Raw genomic sequence first — 21,564 nt, forward strand, 5'->3', positions numbered from 1 at the left:
CGCAGAGGCGGCGGACGATTTTCATCATGTTGGTGGCGTGATAGATATCCAGGTTGTTGGTGGGCTCATCCAGCAGCACATACTCGGTGTCCTGGGCGATGACCATGGCAATCAGCGCCCGCTGCCGCTGGCCGCCGGAGAGTTCGTCGATGAAGCGATCCTGGAACTCCTCCAGTTCCATGTAGTGAATAGCCCGGTCGATGATCTTCTGATCCTCTGGGGTGACCCGGTTGCCGGAATAGGGAAAGCGCCCGAAGGTCACCAGCTCCCGCACAGTCAGCTTCATCTGGATGTTATTGGACTGGGTCAGGATGGCAAGACGCTTGGAGAGCTCCTTACTTTTCCATTTGCCAATGTCCTTGCCCTCAAAGTCTACCAGTCCGCTGTCGTGGGCGATCAGTCGGGAGATCATGCCCATGACGGTGGACTTGCCCGCGCCGTTGGGGCCGATCAGGGAAATCACCTTGCCCTTGGGAATGGCGAAGCTCACGCCGTCCACCACGGTTTTCCCGTCATACTGTTTTGTCAATTCCTGTACACGCATGGTCACACCTTCTTTCTTGTCAGGAGGAGGTAGAGGAAGTAAAGTCCGCCGCCCACGGTGATGAACACGCTCACCGGCACGGAGTAGGAATACACATGCTCGACGATGAGCTGCCCGCCCACCAGCACGATCATGCCGAACAGGGCCGAGCCCAGCACCAGCTGGGTGTGGCGGAAGGTCGTGAGCAGATGCCGGGACAGGTTGGCGATGATGAGCCCCAAAAAGGAGATGGGCCCCACCATGGCGGTGGCCACGGCGATGCAGAGGGTCACGCCGAGCAGCAGGCGGCGGATGCAGCGGTCGTAGTCCACGCCGAGGTTGATGGCCTGCTCCTTGCCCAATGTCAGCACATCCAGCAGGGCCAGTTCCTTGCGCAGAGCGAAGATGACGCCTGCCAGAAGAATCAAGGAAAAGACGATAATCTCGGAATTGATATTACTGAAGCTTGCCACCAGGGTATTCAGCAGACTGTCGTACTCATTGGGGTCCATGACCCGGGTCAGCGTGGTCTGGATGCTGCCAAAGAAGGAGGTCAGTACTGTACCCACCAGCAACACATACAGCACATTATGCTTTGTCTTTTTGAAAATCCAGCTGTAGATTACTGTGGCGGCGATACCCATGAGCACAACATCCACTGCAAAGGACAGATTGGCGTTGGAGGCCACCACGCTGGCAGATCCAAGAAAGAACACCACCGCCGTGTGGATGAGGGTATAGAGGGAATTCATCCCCAGCAGGCAGGGGGTCACGATGGTGTTGTTGATGATGGACTGGAACACGATGGAGGCTCCGCCAATGGCAAAGGCCGTGATCAGCATGACGATGAGCTTGGGAGTTCGGATCTTCATGGCGTAAGCCAGCAGCTTGGGATTAGAGAAATTCACTTCAACCAGCATATAGCCCGCCGCGCAGAGCAAAACCAGAAAGGCCAAAATCAGGAGTTTGCGCCGGTTGGCGCGTATGGCAACCGTGTTCACTGGTCTGCACCTCCCTTCAGGTTGGGCATGGTGGAGCAGCAGCTTGTTCCGGCGCCGCCCAGACGGATGGCCTTGCGGCCATGCTTGAGCCGGTAAAACAGCAGGGCGATGAAAATGAGGCTTCCCAGGATGCCCACGATCAGTTCGATGGGCAGCTCGTAGGGGGCAATCACCACCCGGCCGATCATGTCGCACACCAGCACGAAGATTGCGCCAAACAGGGCGGTGTCCACCAGCGTGCCCCGAATCTTGTCGCCCTTGTACATGGCTACCACATTGGGCACGATCAGGCCGATGTAGGAGATGGAGCCGACCACCACCACGATGGAGGCAGTGATCATGGCGGCAATGGTGAGGCCGGAGAAGAGCACCAGATTGTACGGGACCCCCAGGTTCTTGGAAAAATCCTTGCCCAGCCCCACGATGTTGAAGTGGTTGGCAAAGAGAAAGGCCAGAATGACCAGCGGCACCGTCAGCCAGACGATCTCATACCGGCCCTTCAGCACCAGGGAAAAGTGGCCCACCAGCCAGGAGGACAGGGCCTGGGTCATCTCGTACTTGTACGCCAGATAGTTGGTAATGCCGCCGATGACATTGCCGAACATGATGCCCACCAGAGGAACCATAACCACATCCTTGAACTGGATGCGCTGAATGAACCAGACGAAGATCCAAGTGCCCAGAATCGCTGTGGCAAAGGCGAAGATGGCACGGCTCCACAGGGTGGAGGCCGGCATAAACAGGAGCGCCAGCAAGATGCCGAACTGGGCCGAGGAGATGGTGGCCCCGGTGGTTGGGGACACGAATTTGTTGCTGCACAACTGCTGCATGATAAGCCCTGCTACGCTCATGCCGATTCCAGTACACAGGATGGCCAGTAGGCGCGGCAGCCGGGAGATGATGAAAATCTCCAGCTGCTCAAAATTGCCCGTCAGAAGCTCGCCCGGCGTCAGATCGATCACGCCTACAAACAGCGAGCAGCAGGACAAGACAAGCAACAGAGCCAAGAGAACTATGGTAGAACGATACGGTCTGATACAATCCTCCCCTTTCTTCAATGAGGTTAGCTATAGCTAACTGTATTGTAAAAAACGATGCGCAGGGGCGATTGGACTTACCATGCATCACGCACTGCGCATCGTGAGTGTATTATAGCATATCGAGTTAGCTATGTGCAACCGCGCAAAAAGCACAAGCTACCAAACGGAAAGAATGTGTTTTTTAGCCATTCTGCAAATTGTTGTTCTGAACGGGCTGTGTCTGAGTAGTCAGCCGGCTCATGCTCCGCAGGCTGACGCCCAGGGTGGAGAGATTGTGCAGCGTGGCAGAGGTGGCGGGCGGTAGAACACCGGCCACACCAAGGGCAATCAGGGTGCCGTTGAAGCCGATAACGAAGCGGTAGTTGGAGTGGATGCGCGCCATCAGCGCCATGGCGATCCGGCGCAGCTCTACCAGTTCCCAGAGACTGTCGGCAGCGATGGTGATGTCCGCGATCTCCCGGGCGATGGCGGCGCCGTCGCTGATGGCAATGCCCGCATCCGCCTCGGACAAGGCCGGTGAGTCGTTGATGCCGTCGCCCACCATCAGGACGGTATGCCCCTTCCGGCGGAGCCGTGCCACATACTCCGCCTTGTCCGCCGGAAGGACTCCAGCGCGGAAGTCATCCACTCCCACCTGGGCGGCAATGGCTGCGGCGGTGCGGTAACTGTCGCCGGTGAGCATGACGGTATTGGTGACCCCCAGAGCACGGAGGGTGGACAGAACTTCCTTCGCCTCCTCCCGCAGCGGGTCGGAGATGCAGATCACAGCGGCCAGCTGTCCCCCTACTGCCAGATACAGGTGGGAATACTCCGGCGGCAGGGCGTCAAAGCGTTCCTGCTCGCCCTCTGGAATGACGCAACGCTCATCCTCAAAGACGAAGTGGGCACTGCCGATGAGGACTCGCTCCTCATCGACGGTGCTTGCGATGCCGTGAGCCACCAGATACTCCACCTTGGAGTGGTACTCCTCGTGGCGCAGGCCCCGGCGCTTGGCCTCCTCCACCACGGCGTTGGCCATGGAATGGGGGAAGTGCTCCTCCAGACAGGCAGCCAGCCGCAGCATTTCGGATTCCTCTTTGCCACCGAAGGACACCACCTGAGCCACCCGGGGGCAGGCGCGGGTCAGGGTGCCGGTCTTGTCGAAAACGATGGTGTCGGCGGCAGCCACCGCCTCCAGGAACTTGCCGCCCTTGACGGTGATGTGGGCGCGTCCCGCCTCCCGCATGGCGGAGAGGACGGCCAGAGGCATGGCCAGCTTCAGGGCGCAGGAGAAGTCCACCATCAGCACCGACAGGGCTCGTGCCACATTCCGGGTGAGGGCAAAGCTGATGAGGCTCCCGGCGAAGGTATAGGGCACCAGCTTATCCGCCAGATTGGCGGCCTTGCTCTCAGCCTCCGACTTCATCTGCTCCGACTGCTCGATCATGTGAACGATCTGGTCATAGCGGCTTTGGCCGGAGGCTTGCTTTACCTCCAGCACACATTCGCCCTCCTCTACCACGGTGCCGGCATAGACCGCGCCGCCGGGGCGCTTGGGTACCGGGATGGATTCTCCGGTGAGGGACGCCTGGTTGACAGTGACCTCCCCCTCCAGCACCAGACCATCCACGGGGATGATGCCGCCGGCGCGGACGACTACTGCATCCCCCGGCTGGATCTGGGACACAGGAACCAGCACTTCGCCTTGGGCTGTGCGCAGCCAGACCCGGTCCACATTCAGCGACATGCACCGTGCCAGATCCGCCACAGATTTCTTCCTTGTCCACTCCTCCAGCAGCTCGCCCACCTCCAGCAGAAACATGACCATTCCGGCGGTTCCGAAGTCCCTTCTGCAGGCAGAAATGGAAATAGACAGGGCATCCAACAGCTCCACCTTGATGCGGCGGCGCAGCAGGCAGCGCAGTCCTCTCCGCACAAAGGGGATCATGTGCCAGAGAATGCGGGCAATCCGCAATGGAGACGGGAGAAACAGGGTGCAGGCGGCCTTGCACACCACCTTTGCCACCAGCTTCTCCTCAAATTCCCGGTTCAGCGCCCGGCTGCTGTGGGCGGGCAGCGCGGTGGTCCGCTCCGCCTCCTGCCAGGAAAAATGCCGAATTTCGTTCAGCACGGCTTGGCGAGTCCCATCGTAGTACAGGATGACGCAGCAGGTTCGCTCATGGACGGTGACCTGCCGGCACCAGGACTTTCCCTGAATCCATGCCTCCAGCAGATCCGCCTGAGCGAGTGTCATTTGTTTTTGCCGCAGCCGGAACCGGATGCGCCCCCGGCTTTCGTGCAATATGGTTGCGTTCATAGGTTCCTCCTTCACGAAAAGAGGGAGCCGCTGGCGGCTCCCTCTGGGTCAATCAGGCTTCTTCGCTCTCCAGATTGGCAGCGGCGGCTTCCTCCGCTTCCTTCGCAGCCCGGTCCTCGTTCAGCTCCTTGGCGGAGGCCAGAATGTCCGCGGCGTTTTCCTGCACCGTGGTCACAGTCCCCATGACCGAATCCTTCATCCGCAGGCCGGCGGCCGTGACATGGACATAGGCTTTCTTGGCGTCCTTGCTGGACAGCAGCTTGATGCCAAAAGAACCAAACAACGCACCACCCGCAAAGCAGGCAAGTTTCGTATAAACGCTCATTGTGATCCTTCCTTTCCCTTATTTCCGTTTGTAGCCTGTGACCATGACCATGATCATGCAGATGACCGCACCCCAGGCCCAAAAACGATGCTGTTTCATCGCTGTCACTCCTTCTGAATGCTTTGGAATGTCTGATTATTGTAGCAGAAAAGGTGGGTGTTTGTCGCTGTCAAAACGGACGCGAGATTGCCATTTATGACATTTTCTGTATTGCCCAGGTGTTACACCAAAATGATGCTTGAACGCCGCGTTGAACTGGCTTGCACTCTCATAGCCAACGGACTGTGCAATCTTCTGGATCGGCATTCCGGTCGTGCGGATCAATCTTCGTGCGTACTGGAGGCGCTGCTGGATCAGGAAACTGTGAATGGGTGTGCCATAGGCACGGCGAAACCCTTCTTTTAAGAAGGTTGGGGAAACGGAAAACTGTTTGCAGAGAACCTCAATGGTGAGTTTTTCATTCAGATGCGCTTGGATGTAGGCCTTTACCTCCGACATCCCGGGGAAAGCGGGATAGTCCAAACCAACGGCAGATCCATTCGGTGCGGGAGTCTCTGAGCAGAGCAAGTATAGGATTTCCACCGATTTGAAAACGCAGTATTGCTCCTGGGCGTCTTCGGAAAGATATTGCATGGTTTCGAAAAGCGCCTGCGTCCAAGGAGTACCAAGCAGAACCACACAGCCGTTACTTGCCGTCATTTTCTCCTTGACGATGCTGGTGTTCAACCTCATCCCCAGGGTGGCGCAGACCGTCACAAGGCTTTCTTTTGCTGCTTTGGCGTCTACGGCGATCAAAACGCCGCCCAGGTTTCCGCTGTACTGACACGAGCGGAGAGCGGAGCTGTCGGAGAGGAGGAAGATCCCCGGCGCCTCCACCATGCAGGAAGTACCCTGTAACGCTCGGACAGTAAGGCGGCCGGTCAGACAGAAAAGCACCTCAAACTGGAGCGGTGCGCCGCACACCGGAATGGGCCGCAAGGGTTCCTGCTCCGGCTCTGGCAAGGAAAAGCGGCAGATCTGCACCCCCGGCATACCGTGGCCCCAGCGGCCCGTGCCGGAGCCCTGCCTCAATAAGTATTCTTTCAGCATATTTCTCACGACCTGTTTCTCTGGGTTCGAAATTGGTTTTACCTATGCTGACCGGGGAACCAGAGAGAAGGCAGGAGACAAGCGCCTCCTGCCTTCTGCGGTGCTTTTGTCAGGCCAGTGACGCGCCCAGCTCGCGGCAGGCCGCCAGAGCGTCATCGTCCGGAGCCTCGTTGCAGATCACGCTTTCGCAGGCCAGATTGGCGCCGTCGTCGTTGCAGCGGGACTCCCAGCTGCGCATCCATTCGCCGTCGCCCCAGCCGTAGGAGCCAAACAGAGCGATGTTCTTCCCGCTCAGCCTGCCCTCACAGGCGGTGAACATGGGCTCGAACTCGCTCTCCTCCAGCTGCTCCGACCCCATGGAGGGGCAGCCAAAGGCGATGGCGGAATACTCGCCGACCTGCTCCGGCGAGAACTCTGCGGCGGTAATCACAGACACCTCAGCGCCTTTGCCCTTGGCGCCTTCGGCCACCGCCATTGCCATGGCCTCGGTGTTTCCCGTGCCGCTCCAATACACAACTGCAACTTTACTCATAAGACTTTAGCGACCTTTCTTTCTGGATTTGTTATGGTAGAAACATCAACCAGCCACGGTGAGCTGCTCGATGGATTTCCCTTGCTGCCACTGCCGGGAGTAGATTTTGCTGCACATCTCGTATTTTTCAAAGATGCTCCTGGCGGCCTGTTCGTCGCCGTAGACCTTCCAGCAGCCCACGCACTTGTGATTGCACGCCCGATTGCAGATAAAGCCCAGCACATCCTCCGGCGGATAGCTCAAAAACAGGCCGATCTCATGGGGAAATTCCCCCTCGCTCCGGAGCCGGTGGATCAGGTGAACCACACAGCCATTGGGATTTTCCGGCATATAGCCGTATTTGAGAAGCAAGGCTCTGGCTCGGTGATCGGTCAGATCGCTCTCCAGCGCATGGGGCCGGTAGGCGTAAATCAAAGCGCGGCCTTTGCAAACCCGGAGCGGCAGGATGCGAATGCCCTTGGGCACCAGTTTCTTGTTCAGCCGGCACAAGTCTCGCGTCAGATCCTTCCGGCTGGCGCAGGCGCAGGAAAAGAGGTTTCCCGTCTTGATCCCGGCCAGGGTGGGAGAACAATGGCGAATCAGCAGATCCTCTGACATAGGCGTTTTCCTCACAAAATCATGTCCACACGAAGACTGTACGGAGAAATGGAAAAACTGAAAGCAAATATTGTTAGCGACAGCTAACCGATGTGCCAAAAATATAGCTGACGCCTTTTGGTTAGCGGCAGCTAACTAAAGAAATTATATATAGAATGAATCCGCTTGTCAAGAGGACGGATGGAATCTGTTGACAAAAAAATAGCGCATTTTGGACGCCTGTGTTATAATAAGCAAAATGTCCGTTTTTTATGGAGGTTCCTATGGCGATTCACGAATCTGGCCAGATGTATCTGGAAACCATTTATATTCTCTCTCAGAACAGCGCCTTCGTTCGGGCTATCGATGTAGGAGAACAGCTGGGCTTCACCAAACCCAGCGTCAGCAGAGCCATGTCCATTTTGAAAAAGGACGGATATGTGAATGTGGATGCTGACGGTGCGATCACCCTGACGGAGACCGGGCTTGCCATTGCTAAGACGATGTACACCCGCCACACGGTGTTGAGCCAGATGCTGATGGAACTGGGTGTGGACGAGAAGACCGCGACCGAGGATGCCTGCCGGATTGAGCATGTGATCAGCGAAAAATCCTTTGCGGCGGTGCAGGCGCACTTGGAGCAGGTAACGAAAATGCGGGAAGATGCGCACGGGCACTGAGCTTATGCAAATTTGGCGGACTTTGTTATCGAGCGGCAACACGATAAGTGAATACCTGCCATCTGACACAGAAGACAAAATGCGGTGGAGCCTGGATATGGCCTCCACCGCATTCTTATGTGATCTGCACTTTTGAATCAGGAGCGGCCTGCTGCTTGGGCTTTGTGTGAGTTCACCGCCAAGCGCATCTGCTCCATAGATCCAACCGCTCACGACAGATCGCTCTTATGTGGCTGCTGGCTTTTCAAAACAGTTCGGGCGGCTTTTTTGATTTTATGGCACACGCCAAGAATAGCGACGCAAACAGCAGAGCCGCTAACCCATAACCAAACGACTGCATTGACATGTTCATGTTAAAGCCTCTTTTCTGGCCGCTGCAGCCAATGAACTCAACCGAATAGTCCTCTTTTTTTGTACGGCTCCTTCTGGATCGCTCCGACCTCATACCCCGTGCCGCGAATGGCGTTCATGAGCGCCTCCGCGTCCAGTTCTGTTTCAGAGAGGATCACGGTCTGGTTTTTGCTGCGGGAGGAGTTTACCTTTTTGACCGGGCAGGCTTTGCGTACGGCGTCATTGACATGGGCCTCGCACATCCCGCACATCATTCCGTTGACTTCCACTGTGTACTTCCACATGATTTCTCATTCCTCCTTGACTTTTGAATGATTGAGCTGCGCGGACCGGACGGCGGTCTGCCGTGCCGCAGTCCGGTCATCCGGGATCTTCCTGGCCATCAGACAGCACAGCGGCGCCAACGAACTTCCGAGAAGTGGATGGCGAACGATGGAATAGCCGCGCTCGGACAGGTATGCCATCAGCTCCCCGGCAGTCCAGACATGATACACCCGAAAGCCTGACAGCCCCATGAACCAGAGCCGGAGTCTGGCGCTTCGGCTTTTGCCCCAGACAAAGGTGGGGGCGAACAGCCATCCCCCCGGCTTCAGAACCCGCCAGGCTTCCGCCAGAGCTTTTTCCGGGTGAAGCATGACATGGAGGGCGTTGGAGATCACGACCGCATCGAAGCTCTCCGGGCCGTAGGGCAGCTTGGTAGCGTCCTGGACGGAGAAATGGAGCCGGGACGAATGCACCTGCTTTTTGGCCTGATGGATCATTTCAGCTGAAAAGTCGGTTGCCTCCCAGCTCCGGACACATGGAGACAGCGGCACGGACAGCTGGCCTGTTCCGCAGGCCAACTCCAGCACATCCATGTCCCGTTTCAGAAAAGGACGCATTGCTTTGCAGATCTGCTGATAGGTCGCCTGAGAGCGGTGCATAAAGCCGGCGTAATGCCGTGAAAACCGCTCCCAAAACTGCTTGTTGTCATCCATACAATATGGTCACCTCAACGACGGTTAGCATTTGCTAACTACATCATACTCTTTGTCGCAAGAAATTGCAAGATGCCACTATATTGGTTTTGTATGCTCTTCGGGATCAATCAAGGGAAGAAGCTGGAACGAAGAATGACCGGGACACGCATCCCGGTCATTCTTTTCTTTCGCACCTCTGCCTTTACCGGCACCAACCGGTGGGATTGGAGCGGGCGGTGATGAAGCGGCGGTAAATGCCCTCCTCCGCCATCAGTGTGTCATGGTCGCCGGCCTGAACGATGCGCCCCTGGTCGATAACCAGGATCTCATCGGCGTGACAAATGGTATTGAGCCGGTGGGCAATGACCAGCAGGGTCTTGCCCCGGCACAGTTGGGTGATGGCCTCCTGGATGTAGCTCTCATTGTCGGCGTCCACGCTGGCAGTGGCCTCATCCAGAATGACGATGGGAGCATCCTTCAGAATGCAGCGGGCGATGGAGATTCGCTGTCGCTCTCCGCCGGATAGGCTGGCTCCACCTTCGCCGATGACCGTGTCAAAGCCGTCGGGCAGCTCCATGATGAAGTCATAGCATCGGGCTTTTCTGGCCGCCTCATAAACCTCCTCCCGTGTGGCGTCTGTCAGCCCCATGGCGATGTTGTTATAGACGGTATCCTGGAATAAGTAGACCCGCTGGAACACCATAGAGATCTGATCCATCAGATCAGAAAGAGAAATATCGCGGATATCCCTGCCCCGCACCAGGATCTGTCCCTGTTTGACATCCCAAAACCGGGAGAGCAGGTTGGCTACCGTACTTTTACCGCCGCCAGAAGGCCCCACCAGGGCCAGCATCCGGTTTTTCTCCAGCGTGAAGGAGACATCATGCAGCACCTCTTTCTCCCCGTATGCAAAGGTGACATTTCGGAACTCTACCTCCGGGGCACCGCCGACTTTGGGTAAGGCCTCCCGGCCCCGGTCGGGCAGCTCCGGCTGGGCCAGTACCGCCTCGATCCGGTCCATGCATGCGTTCATCACCGTCAGGCGTGTGGCTTGGCTGTAGAGTGCCTTAATGGGGCCGAAGAGGTCAAAGACGAAGAGCAGGACACCCAGCAGGAAGGTGATGGAGAGCTGCCCCCGGCCATAGAGCCAGAGAGACAGGGGAATTATCAGCACCGAGCCCAGACCGCACACCAGATAGAGAGCCCGCATCCAGGGGGCCTGACTCTCCTCGAATTCGATGCTGACCTTGCGGCTCCGGGCGAAATTGTCGGTGAGCTCCGCGGAACGCTCTCCCAGCAGGTTGAAGGTCTTTGCGATGCCGATGCCCTCCACATAATCCAGCACTGCCCGCGTGAGAGCCTCGCTCTGCTCCTGTCGAACATCAGAGTGAGCCAGGGTGCTCCCCAGGGAAGCGCGGCCCAGCTGCCAGATGATCCCTACTACCACCAAGGCGGCCAGTCCCAGCCAGGGATTCAGGAAGGACAGCCACAGCACCAGGATGGCCTGGGCAAAGGTATAGCTCATCATGTTGGCAATGTCGTGCATACAGTTCTCCTCAATGAACACCATGTCGGTGGATAGAACGGAGCTGATTTTGCCGATGTTGCCCTCAGTGAAATAGCCCATGGGCAGGCGGCGCAGATGCCGCCCCAGTTCCATGCGCAGATCGGCGAACACCATATATCCCGCCGCAGCTTGGAGCCGGTCGGCGATATTCTGGCACAGGCACTCCAGCAGCACGCAGCCCACCGTGCCCACCGCCAGCCACAAGCACAGCCGTGCTGTTATGGTTCCCTGGAGAAAAGCGCTCAGGGCCAGGAAAGACAAGCCGATGGGGGCCTTGGACAGCATGGCCTTCAGGAACGCAAAGACAAAAGCCAGCTTGATCCGCCCCTGGTAGGAGCCGGATACGGACAGGATTCGTTTCATCAGCGCGATCATGCCTCGTCGCCTCCTTTCTCCGCGGAGACACGCCAGGCAGCGGCTCCCTCGGCAGCCCGCCACAGTTTTTCATAGGCGGGGCAAGTCTTTCGCAATGTATCGTGGCGGCCGATCCCTGCCACCTTTCCTTGATCCAGCACTACGATCTGATCGGCGCCTACAATGGACTGAAGCCGATGGGCGATGACGATGACCGTCTTGCCACGAATCACCTCGGCAATGGCGGCGTTCATTTTCTCCTCGTTCTCCGGGTCCAAAAAAGCGGTGGCCTCGTCCAGCACCACGATGGGAGCGTCCTTCAAAATCGCCCGGGCCAGTGCGATCCGCTGCCGTTCCCCACCGGAAAGCCCTTTGCCTCCGTCGCCGGCCATAGTATAGATTCCTTTTTCCAGCCGCTCCAGGAACTCTCCGCACTGGGCACGTTCCGCAGCCGCCAGCACCTCCTCGTCGGTGGCGCCGGGTCTTCCCAGCCGGATGTTCTCCAACAGGCTGGTGTTGAACAGGAACTGCTCCTGCGCGACGAAGGAGATCTGCTCATTCAGAGAGGCGAGGGACATCTCTCGCAGGTCTTGCCCCCCCAGCGTGATGCGTCCGTCCGTCACATCGTAAAAGTGGACCAGCAGCTTGGCAAGGGTGGATTTCCCGCTGCCGGATTCTCCCACCAAAGCAGTGAGGCTCCCCTGTGGGACAGAGAAGGAGATGCCGTGGAGGACTTCGTCCTTTTCATAAGAAAACCGCACATTCTCAAAGCGGATCTGCAAATCGTTTCCGTTGAAATCCGTTTTTCCTTCTTTCAGGGGCGGAATATTGAACAGAGATTCCATTTGGTCAATCTTGTAGCTCAGCTGGGGCAGCACCGACATAAAGTTCATGGCCCGGACCAAAGGCGGCCCCACGGAAAAGGACATGCACAGTACCAGCGCGTAATCCGGCAGGGTGGAGGCGCCGGCGAGCACCAGATAGCCGCCCACCGGCAGCAGCACCAGCGCCACGCAGGGCAAAATGCTGGTGTAGAGGGCCATCCACAGCCAGCAGGCCCGGAACCAATCCAGAGTAAAATCACGGTAGTTTTTTACATCGGTCTCAAAGCGGTGATAGGACTCTCCGTCCCGGTTAAAGACCTTCACGACTTCCATGCCGTTGATGTACTCCACGATGGTGTTGTTCATTTTCTGCCCGGCGGCGTAGTAGTCCCCCATCTTGCTCATGCCGGAGCGGTACATCATGCCCATGGCCAACACGCCCAGGGGGAGGGAGCAGAGGGAAAGCAGGCCCAGCTTCCAGTCCGTGAGGAACATAGCCGCAAATACCACCACCGGCACCGCCAGATTGGACAGCCCTTCCGGCAGGGCGTGGGCCAGCAGCAGCTCCATGCTCTCGATGTCGTCAATGAACATTTTCTTCCAGACGCCAACGCCCTTCTCCTGGATCGCGCCCAGGGGCTGCTTTTCCAGCTTGCTCTGGAGATGGAGCCGGAGGTTTTCCAAAGTATGATAGGCGGAACGGTGGGACAGTGCCAGCCCCTCCACATAGAGAAGGCCGTAGAGGACCATGCACAGAGCCATGGCCCCGGCGTTGAACAGGGTTTCCTCCAATGTGAGACTGCCCCCAGTCAGCAGGGGTCTCAGCAGGCGGTAGAGGAAGAAATAGGGCAGCACGCTCATGGCCACGCCGGCCACCAGTACCAGAATGGAGGCATAAGTCGTCTTCCGGTGGCGTCCGGTGTAGCGCAGGACTTTTTGAAACACAGTATCACTCCTTTTTAGTTAGTTATTGCTAACTTATTAGCGAGAAAAAAGCCTCCGCAGAGGCGTTTTTCATCCCTTGGGGAATCCCAGGGCAGCGTACCAGTCAAAGAGACGGCAGACCAAAGTGCAGTGGCGCTGGATCTCCGGCCAGGCGAAGGCGTGGATAAAGGGCTCGTAAATGGTGGTCCAGAAGGCGGACAGGACTACATGGAGCTCCTCCTGCGTCATATCCACAGTACACAAGCCCCGGCGTCTGGCCTCAGCATAGTAGGTCCAGGTGCCTTCCGTCATTTTCTCCACCCAGTCGTGCTGGAAGTTGGCGTAGGCAGTACCCTCCGCTCCGGTAAGCAGCAGCACAAAGCCATCCCGCCGCTCATTGAGAAAGCGGAACCACCACAGCATATATTCCTCATCCATATACCACGCCCGGATCAGATCTTCGTCGGAGAGAGCGGATGCCGGCACCGCCGTCCGCTCCTCATAAACAGCATCCAAATCCGCCACCGTATCCGCCACCACAGCGCGAAACAGCTCCTCTTTTCCGGCGTAACGCTTATAAAGGGCGCCGGTTGTCACCCCAGCCCGCTGGCAGATGGATTTCAGGGAAGCCTGCTCAAAGCCCAGCGTCCGAAACTCCTCTCTGGCGCTGTCCATGATCCGAGGGTCAATGGAAGTATCCGGTTTTGCCATAACATCCCTCCCGACAAATGATAATTTGATTACCGATAATCTGATTATCAATATAGCATCCCTTTCTATCACTGTCAAGGGGAAATCCTCTCTTGACAAACTCGCTTTTTGGTTGTATATTCAAAACATCGTTTTGAAACACTGTTTTGAATTGCGAGGCGATATCATGGCAAAGCAGATCGAAGGGGTCTATGAAAATGTGCTCAACTGCGCCCGGCAGGAGTTTTTGGAAAAAGGCTTTGCTCTGGCCTCCCTGCGGGACATCGCCAAGACGGCGGGAACCAGCACCGGCTCCATTTATACCCGCTTTACCGACAAAGCGGGATTGTTCCGGGCCTTGGTGGAGCCTGCTGCCGGAGAACTGAAGCGCCGTTTTTTGGAGATTCAGGAGTCTTTTCACCGGTTTGACGGCCAAACCCAGCAGGAGGAGATGGGGCGTTACACTGCCCATGCCCAGGAGGGACTGTTTGATTACATCTATGAGCACCTGCCGGAGTTTGAACTGCTGCTCCGCCGGGCCGCCGGGACGGAATATGCCCACTATATTGACGAGTTGGTGGAGATCGAAGTCAGTTACACCTACAAATACATGGAGGTCATCGGCTGTGAGAGCGTTCGCTCCGGTCAGGTCACCGAGGACTTGATCCATATCGTTATCACCGCCTACTTCAACGGAATGTTTGAGCCGGTGCGGCACCGCATGGATAAGGCCCGGGCGCTCCACTATATCCGCCAGCTCAACCGCTATCACATGGCAGGATTTGAGACGATCTTTCATCCTGAAAACTTCCGGTAGTGCAAAAGGCCGCTTTCCCGGCGGCCTTTTCATAGAACCAAAGGTTAGCAATAACTAACTAAAGGAGGCTTATTTATGCAGAAAACGCAAAGCCCGCTGCTACGGCTGTGGCAGCTGGGCAGGGAACATCACGGCGGCCTGATTGCCGCCATCTTCTGCGCGGTGGCGGGTGTCCTGCTGGGTCTGCTGCCGTATCTCTCGGCGGGGCACATCCTGGTAGCGCTTCTCACCGGGCAGCGGGACTGGAACTTCTATCTTCTGTGGTGCATGGTGGCCCTTGGTGGCTATCTGGCCAAAACTCTGCTTTACAATCTGGCACTCTCCCTCTCCCACAAGGCCACCTTCCAGATCCTGCGGGACATCCGGAAGATGGTTCTGTCCAAAATGCCCCGCTTACCCTTGGGAGACATTCTGGACACCTCCAGCGGACGGCTCAAACAGATCGTGGTAGATCAGGTGGAGAGTATGGAGACGACGCTGGCCCATCTGCTGCCAGAGATGACCTCCAATCTGCTGGCGCCGGTATGCGTTCTCGTGTATCTGTTTACGCTGGACTGGCGTATGGCATTGCTGAGTCTGGTGTCCATTCCTGTGGGCATGGCTTTTATGATGGCCATCATGGGCAGCTATGGCAAGGACTATCAGGGTGCGGTGGAGACGACCCAGGCCATGAACGAGACCATTGTGGAGTACATCGGCGGCATTGAGGTCATCAAGGCCTTCAATCAGGGAAAGAACTCCTATGAGAAGTTCTCCTCCCGGGTACGAGCCAATGCTGCCTACTACTACAACTGGATGAAGAAATGCCAGTTTGGAATGGCGCTGGCCTATGCCATCGCTCCCACCACCCTTATCACGGTGCTGCCTGTGGGCTGGATCTTCTACACTGGCGGCAGCTTGTCCGCAGAGGTATTTCTCACCACCATCATCCTGTCCATGAGTATTGTGGGACCTCTCATTGCCGCCATGGGCTTTGTGGATAATCTTGCCAAGGTAGGTACCATCGTAGGTTCGGTGGATGAGATCCTGCTGAAACCGGAGCAGGATCACGGAACACAGCCGGCACAGCTGGGAAAACCGGATATCGCCTTGGATCATGTCTCCTTTGGATATGCCCAAGACAAGGAGATCCTCCACAACATCTCCCTCACCATTCCGGCCGGCAGCCTCACCGCTTTGGTTGGACCCTCCGGTTCGGGCAAGTCCACCATCGCCAAGCTCATCGCCGGTTTCTGGGATGTGACCGAGGGCCGCATCACCCTGGGCGGCGTGGAGGAAAGCTGTATCCCACTGGAACAACTCTACGACCAGGTGGCCTTTGTTTCTCAGGACAATTACCTCTTTGACGATACCATCCGGGAAAATATCCGTATGGGCCGGGTAAATGCCACGGATCAAGAAGTGGAACAAGTCGCCAAAGCCGCCGGATGCGACGGTTTCATCCGCCAGTTGGAGCATGGCTATGACACCCGGGTGGGCGGCGGAGGCGCCCATCTCTCCGGAGGAGAGCGGCAGCGTATCGCCATCGCCCGGGCTATGCTGAAAAACGCCCCCGTGGTGATTCTGGACGAGGCCACCGCCTACATTGATCCGGAGAATGAAGCAGTGGTTCAGCGGGCGGTGGCAAAACTGGTGGAGGGTAAGACGGTCATCGTCATTGCCCACCGCCTGTCCACCATCACCGGCGCTGATCAGATCGTGGTGGTGAAGGATGGAAGCATCGAGGCGCAGGGCAGGCATGAAGACCTGCTGCGCCATTGTCCGTTGTACGCCGATCTGTGGCAGGCTCACATGGGCGCAAAGGAGGGAGAAACGGTATGATCGAGACATTCAGAGGTATCTGGCGGTTTGCCGGTGAGGAACAGCGCAACATCCGGCGCTCGGTGATCGCCTGCTTTTTCAATGCGGTATTCCATATGTTTGAGATTGCCGCCATCTACTACACCATCCTGGCTCTGCTGGATGGAAAAACCGGCCCTGCCACGGCGTGGCAGGCGCTGGGTCTGTTGGCAGTCAGTATTCTGGGCAGCGCCGTGACCAAGTATTTCTCCCAACTCCAGCAGACCCACGCCGGGTACTTCATGGCGGCAAATAAGCGCGTGGCCATCGGGCAGCGGATGAAATCCGTCCCCATGGGCTACTTCAACGACAACAGCCTGGGAGAGCTCACCGGGGTCTGCACCACCGTGCTGGACAATGTGGAGTCTGTGGCTCCTATGGTACTGGTGACCATGTTGGGTGGGCTGCTCAACGCTCTGGTCTTTACGGTGATGATCCTGATTTTTGACTGGCGGATCGGTCTCATTGTGGTGGCGGCCACAGCAGTTTATTTGTTCATCACCTCGGCCATGGAGCAAAAATCCGCCGCCCTCGCCCCGCACCGTCAGAAGTCCGAGGCCAAGTTGGTGGAGGCGGTGCTGGAGTATGTGCAGGGCATGAGCGTGGTGAAGTCCTTCAACCTCACCGGACGGGGTGACCGCACCTTGCAGGAAGCACTGGAATACAACTGCCGCAGCAACCTGAACATCGAAAAGATGTTCACCCCTTATATTATGGCGCAGGGGATCGCGCTCCAGCTGGGAAGCGTGGCCATGATGCTTGCGGCGGTATGGTTCTATCTCTCCGGAACGATGATTCTGGCCAACGCTCTGATGGTGGTCATCATGTCCTTCCTGGTCTTTGCTCAGATCTCCTCGGCGGGCAGCGGCATGTCCCTGCTGCGTATCGTCAGCAGCTGCATGGCCCATGCCGATGAGACGGACGCCATGCCCCAGCTGGCAGAGACCGGTCGGGCCGGCACGCCCAGGGAGCACAGCATTACCTTCGACCATGTTTCGTTCTCTTATGACCAGCGGCCTATCCTGCGGGATGTATCCTTCGCCATCCCGGACAGAACCACCACCGCCATCGTGGGCCCCAGCGGTTCCGGGAAAACCACACTGTGTAATCTCATCGCCCGGTTCTGGGATGTGGAGAGCGGCGCCGTCCTTGTGGGCGGTCAGAATGTGAAGGACTATACTCTGGAGGACCTGATGGATCAGATCTCCATGGTATTTCAGAAGGTCTATCTCTTTGCCGACACGGTGGAAAATAACATCAAGTTTGGATGCCCCAATGCCACCCACGAGGAAGTGGTGGCTGCGGCGAAGAAAGCCTGTTGCCACGACTTCATTCTCACCCTGCCCCAAGGCTATGACACCGTCATCGGCGAGGGTGGTTCCAGTCTTTCCGGCGGCGAGAAGCAGCGCATCTCCATTGCTCGGGCTATCCTGAAGGATGCTCCCATCGTGATTCTGGATGAAGCCACCGCCAATGTAGACCCGGAGAATGAGGACCGACTGCAAAAGGCCATCGAAGCTCTGACCCGGGATAAGACTATCCTGATGATCGCTCACCGGCTGAAGACGGTCCGCAACGCCGACCAGATCCTGGTGCTGGACGGCGGACAGATCGTTCAGCGGGGCACCCACAGCCAGCTCATGGCCCAGGAGGGCCTGTATCAAGCGTTCGTATCCGGCCGTAAAGAGTCCGGCCAGTGGAAGCTCTAAGAGGAGGAACGCCCAAACCATCATGAAAAGAGGAGTGCCGCCACCGGGTATATTCCGGCGGCGGCACTCTTGTTGTGTCCGGGAGATTGCGCTTGAAGGGGCAATTGATACTGAAAATGGAAAATCACTTGACTGGTTAGCGTTTGCTAACTATAATCAAGCGTAGAGTACCGTGTCTTTTGAGGAGGGCCTATGGAGAAGTACAAAATCGAGAAGGACTCCGTGCAGGAGACGCTCATCATCCCGCTGTATGGCCGGTGGATCTGCTCGCGGCGGTTCCCCGGACTGTATCAGGATGCCGCGGCGGCCATACTGATGGAGAAGGTGGACTACGACTTCTCCCCTTTGGAGCGGCGGGCAAACGGTCTGATGCAGACCTTCGGCGCGCTGGAGGTCGCCATGCGCCAGAATGACCTCGCCTGGGAGGTGCGGGACTATCTGAATGCCCATCCCAGAGCGGCCGTCATCAATCTGGGCTGCGGTCTGGACAACACCGGGCGGGCCTGTGACAACGGCCGGTGCAGCATCTGGAATATCGACCTGCCGGATGTGATTGAACTGCGGGATCGCCTGCTTCCGCCCGGAGAGCGGGAGAAAAACCTGACCTTTGATCTGAAAGACCCGCGCTGGATGGATGCCGTCCGCAATGATCCTGATGATGGGGTGGTGCTGTTTGCCGCCGGAGTCTTCTATTACTTCACGACAGAAGAGGTGAAAGCTCTGGTCACAGGCATCGCAAAACGCTTCCCAGGAGGGCGGCTGGTCTTTGACGCGGCCGGGCAAACGGCTGTCCGGCTGATGCTGAAAACCTGGGTGAAGCAGGCGGGCATCCGGGATGTGGGGGCCTATTTCTCCGTCAAGGACGCCAAGGGGGAGCTGGAGCCCTGGTCGCCGCTGTTTTCTGTTTCCAGCCGGGGCTATATGCTGGGCTATCAATCGCTTCATGATCCGGCGGTTCGCCCCGTCCACCGGCTGCTGGCGAAGCTGGCCGACGGACCGATGCGCCTCCAGATCGTCCGGATTGACTTTGCAGAATGATGATACCTAACCGATTTTTTCCACCCAGAATACGAGCAGATGATCGTGATAGGGGATGTGTATGAACTGGACGCGCACCGTTTTGGACGGGTTCGCTATGGCGGCCTACTTTAACCTGTTTGCCGGACTGGTGGCGCTGTATAAGCCTCGGCTGATGTTCCCCGGTTATCCGCCCGCCATCATCAAGGCGGCAAAAGATCCGCCCACCAGTGCGGAAAACCGCTTTTACTGGATTTGGATCTGTTTTGGGGAGCTGCTGCCCCTTCTGCTTTATGGCGCGGTCAGTACCATGGAAGGTGGGACAACAGGGTTCTGGCCTCTGGCTCTGACCGGGTATATCCAGTGGATGATGGTCAATTTCTGCGACCTGTTCTTTCTGGATTTTTGGCTGGTTCAGAGGAAGGCGAAAAGACGGTTTATCATTCCGGGGACCGAAGGGCACCCCGGCTACAGGTTCAACGCCTGGATGAAGGACTACGCTCTGCCGGAGTACCTGCTCCAGTGGCCGTTTTTGATGTGTCCCATCCTGGCGGCAGCCCAGGCAGGGCTGGGGCTGCTCATCGATATATTTTGGTGAACGGTAAGAAAACAAGATGTGCCGCATGACTGCTCCTTTTCAAATCATCAGTCCGGCAGTCAAGATGATGGGGTACAAAAATTGTTTCCCATACCCCCAGAGGGGCCGCTGGAGGAAGGGAAAAAAGATGAATGAAGAGTGTGGCTTTCAGCGGCATTCGATGACATGATTCCGAAGATATCAGTGAAAAAGCGCTCCAATGTGGGGCCCGCACTGTTTGGTACCAGCTCTGCCCTCATGATGACGCTGGATGTGGCGCTGGGTGCTTGAGTGAGTGAAGGTGAAAAATGGGACAAGAAGAGCGGATTCAAAAAGCCTACCGGGGATTGGGAGGCAAACGGACATTTTATGATGGCATGATCACCTGTTCCACCCTGTCAGGCCGGGCGGTGTGCAGTCTGGTATGGGAAATGGGCCGTGCGGAAACCCAGGACTACCTTTGCGCCGCCCTTTCCGGAATACCGGAGGGGTTTTCCGGAAGACTGCTGGAAGTCCCCGTGGGTACCGGCATACTGACCATGCCCCTCTATCGGGAAATGCCGGAGGCGGAGATCACCTGCCTGGATTACTCGCTGGAGATGCTGGAACGGGCAAAATGCCGGGGCGAGGGACTTTCCCATGTGCGTTTTCAGCAGGGGGATGTTGGGGGGCTGCCTTTTGGGGACGGCAGTTTCGACATCGTACTCTCACTCAACGGCTTTCATGCGTTCCCGGACAAGGAGGCCGCCTGGCGGGAGATCGTTCGCGTACTGCGGCCCGGCGGGACCTTCTGCGGCTGTTTCTATGTGCGGGGACAAAACCGCCGCACCGACTGGCTGGTCCGCAGACTGTATGTGCCAAAGGGCTGGTTCACCCCGCCCTTTGAGACGGCGGAGAGCCTGTGGCATCGTCTGGAGGAAACATTCGGGCCGGCAAAGGTTCGCACCGTTCAGGGCATAGCCTCTTTTGTCTGCCGGAAGGCGAAGGAGAAACACCCGTAAACGAATTGTACACAAATATTGAACAACAGGAGGAAAATCAAATGCAGCAAAAGCGTAATCAACAAGCAGAAATTCGTCTCGGCAGTCACGGCGAAGACTACGGGAGCTGGATGTCCAATCCCGTGTTCTATATTATCGGCGGCATTACGGCTCTGGGCGTGGTTTTGGCCATACTCTCCTTTTCGGTGTTCCACATCACAGCTCTCGGCGTTCTGCTCTCAGTTGTTACGGCGGCGCTGGCAGCCCTGCTGGTCTGGATCACATGGATCAGGCGCCAGTATGCCTTTGGCGGCGGCGGGATCATGGAACAGGTTCACCGGGTCGTTCTCTCTCATCTGGACTATGACGGCCAGGGCAGTCTCTTGGAAGTCGGCTGCGGCTCCGGAGCCCTGTCGATTCGTGCGGCCCTGACCTGGCCGGAGTCAAAGGTCACTGGCATGGACTACTGGGGAGCTGTTTACAATTACAGCAAGGCCCTCTGTGAGAAAAACGCCGCAAGTGAAGGCGTGGCCTCCCGGTGTGTGTTCCGGCATGGTGACGCTAATCATCTGGATTTCCCCGATGAGAGTTTTGACGCGGTCATCAGCAACTATGTCTACCACAATGTCATGGGAGCCGATATGCACAAACTGTTGCTGGAGAGCCTGCGGGTGCTGAAAAAAGGCGGCGTCTTCGCGCTGAACGATGATATGAAACCCAGGCTGTACGGCGATATGGATGCCTTTGCCCAAAAACTGCGGGAGATGGGCTATCAGGATGTCCGGCTCATTGATACCGCGGAAGAAGCCTTCGGTTCACGCCGCCGGGCTGCCATGATGATGCTGGGCTCTTCCCGGCTGCTTGTGGGCAGAAAGTAATTTGTCCAAACAGGAG

Annotated in this window: 21 protein-coding genes; 8 read left to right on the forward strand and 13 right to left on the reverse strand. The window is 57.3% G+C overall.

The features are described from left to right. From H6B51_RS07680 to H6B51_RS07715, 8 genes are all read right to left on the reverse strand, one after another. A partial coding sequence (locus H6B51_RS07680) for an ATP-binding cassette domain-containing protein (protein WP_204883127.1) occupies positions 1-544 on the reverse strand: 544 nt, incomplete at its 3' end. A gap of 2 nt (positions 545-546) precedes the next feature. Further along, positions 547-1,524: an iron chelate uptake ABC transporter family permease subunit gene (locus H6B51_RS07685; protein WP_204883128.1), complete on the reverse strand. Its 978-nt coding sequence runs from the start codon at positions 1,522-1,524 to the stop codon at positions 547-549. After that, entirely contained in the window at positions 1,521-2,582 is a 1,062-nt protein-coding gene (locus H6B51_RS07690) for an ABC transporter permease (RefSeq protein ID WP_207753880.1), read from the reverse strand. The genes H6B51_RS07685 and H6B51_RS07690 overlap by 4 nt, the downstream gene beginning before the upstream one ends. A gap of 163 nt (positions 2,583-2,745) precedes the next feature. Beyond that, positions 2,746-4,860, reverse strand: a complete 2,115-nt coding sequence (locus H6B51_RS07695) for a heavy metal translocating P-type ATPase (RefSeq protein ID WP_204883129.1) — start codon at positions 4,858-4,860, stop codon at positions 2,746-2,748. Between the two features lie 52 nt (positions 4,861-4,912). Continuing rightward, complete coding sequence (locus H6B51_RS07700) at positions 4,913-5,185, reverse strand: DUF6110 family protein (RefSeq protein WP_006575244.1); 273 nt, start codon at positions 5,183-5,185, stop codon at positions 4,913-4,915. A gap of 135 nt (positions 5,186-5,320) precedes the next feature. Then, positions 5,321-6,274, reverse strand: coding sequence for a helix-turn-helix transcriptional regulator (locus H6B51_RS07705; RefSeq protein WP_204883130.1), 954 nt, complete (start codon positions 6,272-6,274; stop codon positions 5,321-5,323). Positions 6,275-6,383: 109 nt separating this feature from the next. Next, positions 6,384-6,806, reverse strand: a complete 423-nt coding sequence (locus H6B51_RS07710; protein WP_006575242.1) for a flavodoxin — start codon at positions 6,804-6,806, stop codon at positions 6,384-6,386. 45 nt (positions 6,807-6,851) lie between these two features. Further along, a complete protein-coding gene (locus H6B51_RS07715) occupies positions 6,852-7,403 on the reverse strand; it encodes a DUF3793 family protein (RefSeq protein ID WP_204883131.1) in 552 nt (183 codons plus the stop codon). 263 nt (positions 7,404-7,666) lie between these two features. Here H6B51_RS07715 and H6B51_RS07720 point away from each other — a divergent pair, with 263 nt between their 5' ends. Then, the gene (locus H6B51_RS07720) at positions 7,667-8,062 is read left to right on the forward strand and encodes a metal-dependent transcriptional regulator (RefSeq protein ID WP_204883132.1); all 396 of its coding nucleotides are present in this window, start codon (positions 7,667-7,669) and stop codon (positions 8,060-8,062) included. 389 nt (positions 8,063-8,451) lie between these two features. Here H6B51_RS07720 and H6B51_RS07725 read toward each other — a convergent pair whose 3' ends face one another. The 5 genes from H6B51_RS07725 to H6B51_RS07745 all read right to left on the reverse strand — a co-directional run bounded on the left by H6B51_RS07725 (position 8,452) and on the right by H6B51_RS07745 (position 13,752). Next, positions 8,452-8,697 (reverse strand): heavy-metal-associated domain-containing protein, encoded by a 246-nt coding sequence (locus H6B51_RS07725; RefSeq protein ID WP_204883133.1) that lies wholly within the window; start codon positions 8,695-8,697, stop codon positions 8,452-8,454. Between the two features lie 6 nt (positions 8,698-8,703). After that, positions 8,704-9,390 (reverse strand): class I SAM-dependent methyltransferase, encoded by a 687-nt coding sequence (locus tag H6B51_RS07730; RefSeq protein WP_204883134.1) that lies wholly within the window; start codon positions 9,388-9,390, stop codon positions 8,704-8,706. Positions 9,391-9,574: 184 nt separating this feature from the next. Continuing rightward, positions 9,575-11,314 carry an ABC transporter ATP-binding protein gene (locus H6B51_RS07735; RefSeq protein WP_204883135.1) on the reverse strand — a complete coding sequence of 580 codons (1,740 nt, stop codon included), beginning with the start codon at positions 11,312-11,314 and terminating at the stop codon, positions 9,575-9,577. After that, positions 11,311-13,062: an ABC transporter ATP-binding protein gene (locus tag H6B51_RS07740; RefSeq protein ID WP_204883136.1), complete on the reverse strand. Its 1,752-nt coding sequence runs from the start codon at positions 13,060-13,062 to the stop codon at positions 11,311-11,313. Before H6B51_RS07740 ends, H6B51_RS07735 begins: the two co-directional genes overlap by 4 nt. Before the next feature lie 69 nt (positions 13,063-13,131). After that, positions 13,132-13,752 carry a TetR/AcrR family transcriptional regulator gene (locus H6B51_RS07745; RefSeq protein ID WP_204883137.1) on the reverse strand — a complete coding sequence of 207 codons (621 nt, stop codon included), beginning with the start codon at positions 13,750-13,752 and terminating at the stop codon, positions 13,132-13,134. A gap of 166 nt (positions 13,753-13,918) precedes the next feature. Here H6B51_RS07745 and H6B51_RS07750 point away from each other — a divergent pair, with 166 nt between their 5' ends. From H6B51_RS07750 to H6B51_RS07780, 7 genes are all read left to right on the forward strand, one after another. Further along, on the forward strand, positions 13,919-14,548 hold the full coding sequence (locus H6B51_RS07750; protein WP_204883138.1) for a TetR/AcrR family transcriptional regulator: 630 nt from the start codon (positions 13,919-13,921) through the stop codon (positions 14,546-14,548). Positions 14,549-14,623: 75 nt separating this feature from the next. Further along, positions 14,624-16,369: an ABC transporter ATP-binding protein gene (locus H6B51_RS07755; RefSeq protein WP_204883139.1), complete on the forward strand. Its 1,746-nt coding sequence runs from the start codon at positions 14,624-14,626 to the stop codon at positions 16,367-16,369. Continuing rightward, positions 16,366-18,096, forward strand: coding sequence for an ABC transporter ATP-binding protein (locus tag H6B51_RS07760; RefSeq protein WP_204883140.1), 1,731 nt, complete (start codon positions 16,366-16,368; stop codon positions 18,094-18,096). The genes H6B51_RS07755 and H6B51_RS07760 overlap by 4 nt, the downstream gene beginning before the upstream one ends. Positions 18,097-18,288: 192 nt before the next feature. Next, positions 18,289-19,134, forward strand: coding sequence for a class I SAM-dependent methyltransferase (locus tag H6B51_RS07765; RefSeq protein ID WP_204883141.1), 846 nt, complete (start codon positions 18,289-18,291; stop codon positions 19,132-19,134). A 61-nt stretch (positions 19,135-19,195) separates the two neighbouring features. Next, positions 19,196-19,711: a hypothetical protein gene (locus tag H6B51_RS07770; protein ID WP_204883142.1), complete on the forward strand. Its 516-nt coding sequence runs from the start codon at positions 19,196-19,198 to the stop codon at positions 19,709-19,711. A 287-nt stretch (positions 19,712-19,998) separates the two neighbouring features. Next, a complete protein-coding gene (locus tag H6B51_RS07775; protein WP_243421187.1) occupies positions 19,999-20,691 on the forward strand; it encodes a class I SAM-dependent methyltransferase in 693 nt (230 codons plus the stop codon). Positions 20,692-20,732: 41 nt separating this feature from the next. Further along, positions 20,733-21,548 (forward strand): class I SAM-dependent methyltransferase, encoded by an 816-nt coding sequence (locus H6B51_RS07780; protein ID WP_204883143.1) that lies wholly within the window; start codon positions 20,733-20,735, stop codon positions 21,546-21,548. The last annotated feature ends 16 nt before the right edge of the window (positions 21,549-21,564 follow it).

The sequence above is a fragment of the Pseudoflavonifractor phocaeensis genome (assembly GCF_016901955.1).
Taxonomy (GTDB): domain Bacteria; phylum Bacillota; class Clostridia; order Oscillospirales; family Oscillospiraceae; genus Flavonifractor; species Flavonifractor phocaeensis_A.